Source organism: Streptomyces sp. NPDC016845 (assembly GCF_044332585.1).
GTDB lineage: Bacteria > Actinomycetota > Actinomycetes > Streptomycetales > Streptomycetaceae > Streptomyces.
In genome coordinates this window covers 172416-184571 of sequence record NZ_JBIRPI010000014.1, presented here as the reverse complement: position 1 = coordinate 184571, position 12156 = coordinate 172416, and the positions used below count along the sequence as shown (strand labels likewise).

Here is a 12156-nt window from a genome sequence, read left to right as displayed (position 1 = left end):
CGACCCCGTCGATCCCCGTCGTCTCGAACGTGACCGGACGCCTCGCCGCCTTCGAGGAGGGCGAGTTGGCGTCGGCTGGGTACTGGGTCCGCCATGTGCGTGAAGCGGTGCGCTTCGCCGACGGCGTCGACACGCTCACGTCCATGGGCGTGACACGGTTCCTGGAGATCGGACCCGACGGCACCCTCACCGCCCTCGCCCAGAACTGCGTCCCGGACGACGAGACTCCCCTCTTCATGTCGTTCATGCGCAAGGACCGCGACGAGGTGGACGCCTTCGTCTCGTGCGTGGCCGCCGGTCACACGGCGGGTGTGTCTGTCGACTGGGCTGCCCTGACCGGGGCCTGCCCGGCCGGCGGCGTCGACCTGCCCACGTACGCCTTCCAGCGTGAGCGGTTCTGGCCCCAGACCAAGCGCAGTGAGATCGCCCCGGCCCTCGACGCCTGGGAGCCCGCGGGGCCCGGGGAAGCGCGCGAACTGGCCGGCGTGCTGGACATCAGCGAGGACGTCGTGCAGGAGGTCCTTTCGGGGTTCTCCGCCTGGCGTCTGGAGCGGACGGCGCGGGCCGCGGTGGACGGCTGGCGCTACCGCGTCGACTGGGAGGCGGTGGTTCCGGCCACCGGCGCGGGCCGTACGGGTACGGGTCGCTGGCTCGTACTCCACCCCGAGGGCGACGCGGCGCAGGCCGGCGCCGTGACCGCGGCCCTGCCCGACCCCCTGCTCCTGGCTCTCCCCGAGCGCCCCGGCCGAGCGGAGCTCGCCGCCGCTGTCGCGGCGGCTGTCACGAAGACGCGGGCACAGGTGGCGGGAGCGCTGGTGCTGCCCGGCACGGTCGCCCAGGCGCTCCTCGCCACGCAGGCGCTCGGTGACGCCGGGGTCGGCGGGCCCGTGTGGTGGGTCACCAGGGGAGCGGTCACCGCCGGGCGGCCCGGCGACGGCCCCCTGCGTCCTGAGCAGAGCGCCGTCTGGGGCCTCGGCCGCGCCGTCGCCTTGGAGCACCCCGAGCGCTGGGGTGGCCTGGTCGACCTGCCGGAGACTTCCGACGGCGACACCGCTCGCCTTCTCGCGGACATCACCGCCTCCACCACGGAGGACCAGGTCGCCGTACGGGACGGCCGGGTCTTCGCCAGGCGCCTGCGGCAGGACCTGGCGCCGCGGGGCACCGGACTGGGCTGGAAGCCTTCCGGACCGGTACTCGTCACCGGCGGCACCGGCGCCCTCGGCGCTCACGTCGCCCGTTGGCTCGTCCGGCAGGGCGCCGACGAACTGATACTCACCAGCCGCCGCGGTGAGAAAGCCGAAGGGTCCGCCGAACTCGCCGCTGAACTACGCGAGTTGGGGGCCCGGCGGGTGAGTGTCGAAGCCTGCGACCTGGCGGACCGGGAAGTCGTCGGCGCGCTGCTCGCCCGGCACCCGTTCGACGCCGTCTTCCACGCGGCGGGGGTCCCGGACCACATGCCCTTCGACGACATCGACACCGCCCACCTGGAGCGGACGGTGGGGGCGAAGGCGCACGGCGCCGTGTACCTGGACGAGCTGACACGGGACCGGGACCTGAGCGCGTTCGTGGTGTTCTCGTCGATCGCCGCCGTATGGGGAAGCGGTGCCCAGGGCGCCTACGCGGCAGCCAACGCCTGGGCCGACGCAGTGGTGGAGGACCGCCGCGCCGCCGGACGAACGGGCGTCTCTGTGCAATGGGGTCCGTGGGCGGGCGGCGGAATGGTGACCAGCGCGGGCACCGCGCAGTTGCGGCGGCAGGGGCTGCGGGTCATGGCACCCGAGCGCGCCCTGCTGGGACTCACCTCCGCGATGGAAGGGCCCGGTGGCGCGGTGGTCGTGGCCGACGTGGAGTGGGAGCGTTTCGCTCCCGCGTTCACCGTCCGGCGCGACAGCCCGCTGCTGACCGGCCTTCCGGGTGTCGACGCGGTCGCGTCCGGAGCCGGCGGAGCCGGCGGAGACACCCGGGCCACCGCTGGTGACGACGCCCGCGCCGCCCTCGTCGGACGCCTGGCGAACCGGCCGGAGAAGGAACGCCGACGTGCCCTGCACGACCTCGTCCGAGTGCGGGCGGGCGTCGTGCTCGGCCGCTCGACGGGTTCCGCCGTGGACCTCGACCGGTCCTTCCGCGACATCGGCTTCGACTCCCTCACCGCCGTGGAACTGCGCAACCACCTCCACGAGGAGACCGGTCTGAAGCTGCCGACGACCCTGGTCTTCGACCACCCGACACCACGGCACCTCGCCGACCGGCTGTACGAGGAACTCTTCGCCGGGGCCGGGGCCGGGGCCGAGGCCGGGGCCGTAGCGGATGCGGCGCGGGGCGACGACGAGGCATCGCTGCGCTCCGCCCTCGCCAACATCCCCTTTTCCCGCTGGCAGGAGAGCGGCCTGCTGACGGCCGTCCTGTCCTTGGCACAGGCCGGTCCGGACCCCCGTACCGCCGCCGACGCCGTGACCGAGCCCGCCGGCCCCACGGGGTACGGCACCGCGCGCGTCATCACTCGGCCCGACGGCACACCCGAGCCCGACGCGATCGGCGCGATGGACGTCGACGAACTCGTTCAGCTGGCCCTGGGCGACTCCACCTCCTGAAACACCTGCCCACCGCCCCTCCCCGTCCGCCCGCGTACGGGCCATGAACCAGTGGAGCTGAGCATGTCCACCTCCGAAGAGCGCGTCGTCTCCGCGCTGCGCGCTTCTCTCTCCGAGAACGAGCGCCTGCGCCGCCGCAACGATGAACTCACCCGCGCCGCCTCCGAGCCGATCGCCATCATCGGCATGGCCTGCCGCTACCCCGGCGACGTCACCGAGCCGGGACACCTGTGGAACCTGGTGCTGGCCGGCGTCGACGCCATCACCCCGTTCCCGGCGGACCGGGGGTGGGAGACAGCGGGCGACGCCGCGGAGACCGTCACCGGGCAGGGCGGATTCGTCGCCACGGCGACCGACTTCGACGCCGGGTTCTTCGGGGTGTCGCCGCGCGAGGCGCTGGCGATGGACCCGCAGCAACGACTCGTCCTGGAGACGTCCTGGGAGGCCCTCGAACGCGCAGGTCTGGACCCCACCTCCGTACGAGGCAGCCGTACCGGTGTGTTCGTCGGGTGCAGCAACCAGAACTACGGCGCGGTCTCCGAAGAAGCCCTGCCCGACGGCGTCGAGGGCCACCTGCTGACCGGCAACGCGGCGAGTGTCGTCTCGGGCCGGGTGTCGTATGTGCTGGGTCTCGAGGGTCCGGCGGTGACGGTGGACACGGCGTGCTCGTCGTCGCTGGTGGCGCTGCACCTGGCGGCGCAGGCGCTGCGGGCGGGCGAGTGTGACCTGGCCTTGGCGGGCGGTGTGACGGTGATGTCCACGCCCGACGTCTTCGGCGAGTTCAGCCGTCAGGGTGGGCTTGCTGGTGATGGCCGGTGCAAGGCGTTCGGGGAAGGTGCGGACGGTACGGGCTGGGGTGAGGGTGTCGGTGTCCTGCTGGTGGAGCGGCTGTCGGACGCGCGCCGCAACGGGCACCGCGTCCTGGCTGTGGTGCGGGGCTCGGCGGTCAATCAGGATGGTGCGTCGAACGGTCTGACGGCGCCGAATGGTCCGTCGCAGCAGCGGGTGATCCGTGCCGCGTTGTCGTCGGCGGGTCTGTCGGCGGCGGATGTGGATGCGGTGGAGGCGCATGGTACGGGTACGAAGCTGGGTGACCCGATCGAGGCGCAGGCGTTGTTGGCCACCTATGGTCGGGAGCGGGCCGGGGACAGTCCGTTGTGGCTGGGGTCGGTGAAATCGAACCTCGGACACACGCAGGCGGCGGCGGGTGTGGCCGGTGTGATCAAGATGGTGGAGGCGCTGCGGCACGGGGTACTTCCGGCGACGCTGTACGCGGAGGAGCCGTCCTCGCATGTGGACTGGTCGTCCGGGGCGGTGCGTCTGCTCACCGAGTCGCGGGTGTGGCCGTCGTCGGCGGATCGTCCGCGTCGGGCGGGTGTGTCGTCCTTCGGTCTCAGCGGCACCAACGCCCACGTCATCCTGGAAGAGGCCCCGGAGCCGGTACTCGAGGTCGAGACGTCACGTACCGGCCCGACAGCCTGGCCCCTCTCCGGCCGGACCGAGGAATCCCTGCGAGCCCAGGCCCGAGCCCTCGTGGCCTTTGCCGACAGCCACCCCGGGATCGAGCCCGATCGGACGGGCCTTGCCCTCGCGACAACGCGCACGCATTTCGAGCACCGCGCAGTCGTCGTCGCGGACGACACCCCGTCCCTCACGGAGGCCCTCAACGCCCTCGCCAACGGCACCGCCGGAGGGAAGGCCACGCTCGGGCACGACCGTGGCGACCAGCCTCAGGCGTTCATGTTCTCGGGCCAGGGTGCGCAGCGGCTCGGTATGGGGCGTGAACTGCACGCGGCCTTCCCGGTGTTCGCGGAGGCTTTCGACGCCGTGTGCGCGCACGTCGGCGAGGAGCTGCGAGACGTCGTCTTCGGCGACGACGCCGAGCGTCTGAACCGTACGGAGTGGACGCAGCCCGCGCTGTTCGCGGTCGAGGTCGCGCTCTATCGCCTGATGGAGTCCTTCGGGCCTCACCCGGACTTCCTGATCGGGCACTCGATCGGTGAGATCGCCGCCGCTCACGTGGCGGGGGTGATGTCGCTGGAGGACGCGTGCGCCCTGGTCGTCGCGCGTGGCCGGCTGATGCAGGAGCTGCCCGCCGGTGGCGTGATGGTGGCTGTGGAGGCGGCGGAGGCCGAGGTGCTTCCCCTGCTCCGGGACGGGGTGTCGATCGCCGCCGTGAACGGCCCGCAGGCAGTCGTGATCGCGGGTGCCGAGGCGGCTGTCGAACAGGTCGCCTCCGCACTCAGGGCGCAGGGGCGGCGTACGTCCCGTCTGCGTGTCTCGCACGCCTTCCACTCGCCGTTGATGGAGCCGATGCTCGACGCGTTCCGTGCGGTGGCCGAGCAGATCACCTACGCGACCCCGTCGATCCCCGTCGTGTCGAACGTGACCGGACGCCTCGCCGCCTTCGAGGAGGGCGAGTTGGCGTCGGCCGAGTACTGGGTCCGCCATGTGCGTGAAGCGGTGCGCTTCGCCGACGGCATCGACACCCTCGCGGCCGAGGGCGTGACACGGTTCCTGGAGATAGGCCCGGACGGCACCCTGACCGCCCTCGCCCAGAACAGTGCGCCCGACAGCGGCGCCTCCCTCTTCGTACCGGTGCTTCGCAAGGACGACCCGGAGCACACTTCCGTCCTCTGTGCGATGGCGCAGCTCCATGTGGACGGCGGAGAGATCGACTGGGCCGCCGTGCTGTGCAAGGCCGGTGGCGGTGAGCGTGCGGTCGAGCTGCCTACGTACCCGTTCCAGCGCCGCCGCTACTGGCTCGCCCCGGACGAGCCGTCCCCCGGCGCCCCGGCCGGTCCGGCGCGGCCCTCCGCGGTGGTCGACGCCGAGTTCTGGGCCGCCGTCGAACGCGAGGACCTCACGTCGCTGGCCGCGGACCTCGCCCTGGAGCCGGAGGCGCTGGGCCCGGTGGTCCCGGCGCTGTCGAAGTGGTACCGGCGACGACAGGACCGGGCGGCGCTCGACGCGTTGCGCTACGAGGTGTCGTGGCGGCAGCTGACCCGGGACGACGAGACGACTCCGACGGCCGCTCGGTCCCGTACCGGGAACTGGGCGGTGCTGATCCCCGCCGACCTGGCAGCCGAGTCACGCGGCACGGTGGACGACCTCCTCGTGGGCCTGCGAAAGCAGGGACTCACCGTGTACGTGGCCGAGGCGGACCTCACCGACCCCGCTTCCTGCGCCGAAGCCCTTGCGGGGGCTGGGAACCCGGACGGCCCGCGGCGCCCGGACGGAGTCCTGTCCCTGGCCGGTCTCACCGCGTCCGTCGACCCGGTCGCCGCCACCCTGGCCGCGCTGCGGGCAGTCGCGGAGTCCTCGGAACCGGGCGTACGGCTGTGGGCCCTCACCCAGGGTGCCGTCCGCGTGGGAGGTGCCGATCCCGTCGTCCGGCCCGAGCGGAGCGCGGTGTGGGGACTGGGGCGCGTCGCCGCCCTGGAACACCCCGACGTCTGGGGCGGATCGATCGACCTGCCGACCAGGGTGGACGACCGGGTTTGCGCGCGGCTCGCGGTCGCCCTGACACGTCTGGAGCCCGGCGAGGATCAGATCGCCGTACGGGCCCACGCCGTCTTCGGCCGCAGGCTGACACCGGCGGCCCCGCTGCCCTCGCGGACAGTGGGCTGGAAGCCCGACGGGACGGTGCTCGTCACCGGAGGTACCGGAGCCCTGGGCGCACACGTGGCCCGCTGGGCGGTGGAACGAGGAGCCCGGTCCCTGCTCCTCGTCAGCCGCCGCGGCGATTCGGCACCGGGCGCCCACGAACTACGCGCGGAACTGCAGCGGTTGGGCGCGGAGGTCACGCTGGCCGCCGCGGACATCTCCGAACGCGACCGTCTCGCGGCGCTGCTCGCCGAGCACCGGGTCGACGCGGTCTTCCACACGGCCGGGGTCCTGGACGACGGCACACTGCTCGCGACCGACGCCGAACGCCTTGAGAAGGTGAGAGCCCCCAAGGCCACCGGCGCACTCCTGCTTGACGAACTGACCCGGGACCACGACCTCTCCGCGTTCGTTCTCTTCTCCTCGCTCGCGGGCACGCTGGGCAGCCCGGGACAAGGGGCCTACGCCGCCGCCAACGCCGTCCTCGACGCGCTCGCGGAACGACGGCGCGCGGAGGGCCTCCCGGCCACCTCCATCGCCTGGGGCCCGTGGGCCGGCGACGGCATGGCGGCGGACTCCGGCGGGCGCCGCCGCGGCCTGGGGGCGATGACAGCACTCGAGCCTCGGGTCGCGCTCTCGGCTCTCGGCGCCGTGCTCGACGCGGGCACGACCACCGAACTGATCGTGGACGCCGACTGGGAGCGCTTCGTCCCCGCCTTCACCACGGCACGCCCCAGCGCACTCCTCGCGCCGGTGGCCCCCGCGCGCCCCACCGCGGAAACGCGAGGCACCGAGGAGCCCGGCAACGACCTGCGCTCACGCGCGGCCGGCCTGCCGCGCGACGCAGGCCGGCGTCTCGTACTGGAGGAGGTGCAGAGGCTCGCGGCCCTGATGCTGGGACACGACGGCCCCGAACAGGTCGGCGCGGAGCGGGCCTTTCGTGATCTGGGCGTGGACTCGCTCATCGCCGTGGAACTGCGCAATGTCCTCGCGGCGGTGTCGGGCGTCACGCTCCCGGCGACGGCGGTCTTCGACCACCCCACGCCCCAGGCCCTGGCGGCCCACATCTACGGCGAGCTGTTCGATGACGAGACCTCGGTCGTCCCGGCAGCGGCGGTGGCGGTGGACGAGCCGGTGGCGATCGTCGGCATGGCCTGCCGTTTCCCGGGCGGCGTGGAGTCGCCCGAGGACCTGTGGGACCTGCTCCTCGACGGCCGGGACGGAATCACCGGCTTCCCCGCCGACCGCGGGTGGTCAGCCCTGGAGAACGTCTACGACCGCTACGCACGGGCCGACGGCCGTACGCCGGAGTACGGCCAGGGCGGTTTCCTGTCGGGCGCCGCTGATTTCGACGCGGAGTTCTTCGGGGTGTCGCCGCGTGAGGCGTTGGCGATGGATCCGCAGCAGCGGTTGTTGCTTGAGGCGTCGTGGGAGGCGGTGGAGCGGGCGGGGATCGATCCGGGGTCGCTGCGTGGCAGCCGTACGGGTGTGTTCGCGGGGACGAACGGTCAGGATTATCCGGCGTTGTTGAGTCTGTCGGAGGGTGACTTCGGCGGGTATGTGGGCACGGGGAACGCGGCGAGTGTGGCGTCGGGCCGGGTGTCGTATGTGCTGGGTCTCGAGGGTCCGGCGGTGACGGTGGACACGGCGTGCTCGTCGTCGCTGGTGGCGCTGCACCTGGCGGCGCAGGCGTTGCGGTCGGGGGAGTGTGATCTGGCGCTGGCGGGCGGTGTGACGGTGATGTCGACGCCGGGCGCGTTCGTGGAGTTCAGTCGTCAGGGTGGGCTTGCCGGTGACGGCCGGTGCAAGGCGTTCGGTGAAGGCGCGGACGGTACGGGCTGGGGTGAGGGTGTCGGTGTGCTGCTGGTAGAGCGGTTGTCGGATGCGCGGCGCAACGGGCATCGTGTTCTGGCGGTGGTGCGGGGTTCGGCGGTCAATCAGGACGGTGCGTCGAATGGTCTGACGGCGCCGAATGGTCCGTCGCAGCAGCGGGTGATCCGTGCCGCGTTGTCGTCGGCGGGGCTGTCGGCGGCGGATGTGGACGCGGTGGAGGCGCACGGCACGGGCACCAAGCTCGGTGACCCGATCGAGGCGCAGGCGTTGTTGGCCACCTATGGGCGGGAGCGGACCGGGGGCGGTCCGTTGTGGCTGGGGTCGGTGAAGTCGAATGTGGGTCATACGCAGGCGGCGGCGGGTGTGGCCGGTGTGATCAAGATGGTGGAGGCGCTGCGGCACGGGGTACTTCCTGCGACGCTGTACGCGGAGGAGCCGTCCTCGCATGTGGACTGGTCGTCCGGGGCGGTGCGTCTGCTCACCGAGTCGCGGGTGTGGCCGTCGTCGGCGGATCGTCCGCGTCGGGCGGGTGTGTCGTCCTTCGGTCTCAGCGGCACCAACGCCCACGTCATCCTGGAACAGGCGCCGGACGCTGCGACGATCGACGACCATGAGACGGACGACGGCGGCGCGGTCCTGCCCTGGCTCCTCAGCGGGCGGAGCGAAGCGGCTCTCCGTGCTCAGGCGGGGCGGCTGCTCACCGTGCTGAAGAAGCGCGACATCCCCGCCTCCGTGCGGATGGTCCGGGCTCTTGCGACGACCCGTAGCGCCTTCGAGCAGCGCGCCGTCGTACTCGCCTCCACTCACCAGGAGCTTGCCGAGGAACTTCAGAACCTCCACATGGGCGAGACGGGCCTGCGCACCGTCGCGGGCGAGGTCCGCGGTGGTGGCCGCACGGCGTTCCTGTTCTCCGGCCAAGGCGCGCAGCGGCTCGGTATGGGGCGTGAACTGCACGCGGCTTTCCCGGTGTTCGCGGAGGCCTTCGACGCCGTCTGCGCGCACGTCGGAGAGGAGCTGCGAGACGTCGTCTTCGGCGACGACGCCGAGCGCCTCAACCGTACGGAGTGGACGCAGCCCGCGCTGTTCGCGGTCGAGGTCGCCCTGTTCCGGCTGGTGGAGTCCTTCGGTATACGCCCGGACTTCCTGATCGGTCACTCGATCGGTGAGATCGCTGCCGCGCATGTGGCGGGGGTGATGTCGCTGGAGGACGCGTGCGCCCTGGTCGTCGCGCGTGGCCGGCTGATGCAGGAGCTGCCCGCCGGTGGCGTGATGGTGGCTGTGGAGGCGGCGGAGGCGGAAGTACTGCCCTTGCTGGTCGACGGGGTGTCGATCGCCGCCGTTAATGGTCCGCGGGCCGTGGTGATCGCCGGTGTCGAGGCGGCCGTCGAACAGGTCGCCTCCGCACTCAAGCAGCAGGGCCGGCGCATGTCCCGTCTGCGCGTCTCGCACGCCTTCCACTCACCGCTCATGGAGCCGATGCTCGACGCCTTCCGTGCGGTGGCCGAGCAGATCAGCTACGCGACCCCGTCGATCCCCGTCGTGTCGAACGTGACCGGACGCCTCGCCGCCTCCGCTGAGGGCGAGTTGGCGTCGGCCGAGTACTGGGTCCGGCATGTGCGTGAAGCGGTGCGCTTCGCCGACGGCGTCGACACGCTCACGTCCATGGGCGTGACGCGGTTCCTGGAGATCGGCCCGGACGGCACCCTCACCGCCCTCACCCAGAGCTGCGTCCCGGACGGTGGCGCCTTGGCCGTGCCGGTGCTCCGTAAGGACGGATCCGAGCACGTGGCCGTACTCCGGGCGATGGCGAAGTTCCATGTCGACGGCGGTGAGATGAGCTGGGCTCCCGCGCTGGGTGAGGGCGTGGACGCCGAACCGGTGGTGGACCTGCCCACGTACGCGTTCCAGCGCACGCGCTTCTGGCCCACGGTCACCGGTGGCGGCACGGCGGCGGCCGGACCGGGCTCCGGGGACGACGCGTCGTTCTGGTCGGTCGTCGAGGACGGGGCGCGGGATCTGGCGGACACCCTGGGGGTGCCGCACGACGCGCTGGACGCCGTGCTGCCCGCGCTGACCGAGCTGCGCCGCGGGCACATGGAACGCGCCGAGGCCGACAGGTGGCGCTACCGCGTCGCATGGGAGCCGGTGACGCTGCCGTCCCCCGCCCCCCTCGGCGGACGCTGGCTGCTGCTGCAGGCGCCCGGAACCGTGCCGCTGGCGGGGCTGGAGCGGTTCGTCCCGGGTCTGGAGCGGGTGACCTGCGACGCCTTGGACCGGGAGGGGCTCGTCGGGGCACTGGAACCGGCCTTCGCGGGCGTCGAACCGGCCGGAGTGCTGTCCTGCCTGTCGCTGCCCGGTACGAGAGCGTCCGACTCCGACGACTCCGGCTTCGAGCCGGATCATCATGGTGTGGTGACCACGTTGGCGCTCGTCCAGGCATTGGGCGAGATCAAGGCGTCGGCGCCGTTGTGGGTCGTCACCCAGGCCGGACACGGGCCCGGACAGGCGCCCGACGACCCGGCGCAGGCCGCCGTATGGGGTCTTGGACGCGTGGCGGCGCTGGAGTACCCGGAGCGCTGGGGCGGCCTCGTCGACCTGGCCCCGCAACCCGGGGACGACGAACTCGGCTCTCTCGCCTCGGTGTTGGCCGGCAGCGGTGAGGACCAGGTGGCGGTGCGAGATGCGGCCGTCCATGCCCGCCGTCTGCGTCCGGCCCAGCTGTCCGCTCGGGGACCGGTCTCGTCCGGCGACGACGGCGGTCGGCGCACTCCGCGCAGTCTCCTCGTCACCGGCGGGACCGGCGCGCTCGGCGTGCGGGTGGCGGAGTGGTTCGCCGGGCGCGGGACCAAGGAGTTCGTGTTGGTGAGCCGCGGTGGCCCGGACGCCCACGGGACGGCCGGCACGATCGCCCGGCTGGAGGCGGCGGGAGCGGACCGCGTCGAGGTCGTCGCGTGCGACGTCGCCGACCGTGCCCAGGTGGCCGCGCTTCTCGCGGCCCACCGTGTCGACGGCATCGCCCACCTGGCCGGTGTCCTCGACGTGGGCCCGATCGACGCGATGACGCCCGCTCAGGTGGAGGCGGCTGTCGCGGCGAAGGCGCGGGGCACGGTGTACCTGGACGAGCTGACGCGCGACCGGGACCTCGACGTCTTCGTGGTGTTCTCCTCGATCGCCGGGGTGTGGGGGAGCGGCGGTCAGGCGGCGTACGCGGCGGCGAACGCGTGGGCCGACGCGGTGGTGGAGCAGCGCCGTGCGCGCGGGGCGGTGGGCGTCTCGGTGGCCTGGGGGCCTTGGTCGGGCGGCGGGATGGTGTCGGACACGGGCGCGACGGAGCTGGAGCGTCGCGGCCTGCGGATGATGGATCCGGGGCGTGCTCTGGTGGGGTTGGAGCAGGCGCTGGCCGGGAGCGACGGTCCGGTGGTGGTCGCCGACGTGGACTGGCGGCGCTTCGTTCCCGCGTTCACCAGCCGCCGCCCCAGCCCGCTGCTGACAGGCCTGGCCCAGGCCGACGCGGTGGCGGCGGAGCGGGAGGCGGCGCCCGCACCGGGGGGAGCGTTGCCCGCGCTGGTCGAACAGGTCGCCGCGCTGTCGCCGCAGGGGCGCGCCGACGCCCTCCTGGCCCATGTGAGGCGCGTCGCCGCCCAGGCCCTCGGGCACGCCGACATCACGGTCGTCGGCGCCGAACGGGCCTTCCGCGACATGGGGTTCGACTCGCTCACCGCCGTCGAGCTGCGCAACGCCCTGATCAAGGACACCGGTCTGGCGCTCCCCACGACCCTGGTCTTCGACCATCCCTCGCCGGCCGCCCTCGCCCTGCACCTCGACGCCGAACTCTCCGGCGGGAGCGGGACGATGGCGACCATGCTGGCCGACCTGGAGGCGGGGTTCGCCCGCATCATGGAGGCCGGTCCCGACCAGGACGCCCGTACGTTGCTCGGTGCCCGGCTCAGGACGCTCCTGGGCGAGATCGAGGCGGCGGACGCCCATGACGACGCGGACGGTCCGTCTCTCGGCGACCGGCTGGAGGGCGCCAGCGACGAGGAGCTGTTCGACCTCATCAGCCGCGAGCTGGAGCAGTAGGGAGCGAGGCGGGCCGCGCAGAATCGCGCCCCGGTGGGATCCGTCT

At 72.8% G+C, this 12156-nt stretch carries 2 protein-coding genes; both read left to right on the top strand.

Annotated features, from left to right (window positions below):
• Positions 1–2591 (top strand): type I polyketide synthase (locus ACH4RC_RS28620; RefSeq protein ID WP_398206019.1); only part of this gene is annotated, 2591 nt, incomplete at its 5' end.
• 63 nt (positions 2592–2654) lie between these two features.
• Entirely contained in the window at positions 2655–12110 is a 9456-nt protein-coding gene (locus tag ACH4RC_RS28615) for a type I polyketide synthase (protein WP_398206018.1), read from the top strand.
• The last annotated feature ends 46 nt before the right edge of the window (positions 12111–12156 follow it).

Bases quoted from the DNA above. Each gene is read 5' to 3' on its own strand.
- ACH4RC_RS28615 (WP_398206018.1), top strand. From the start codon at position 2,655: ATGTCCACCTCCGAAGAGCGCGTCGTCTCCGCGCTGCGCGCTTCTCTC.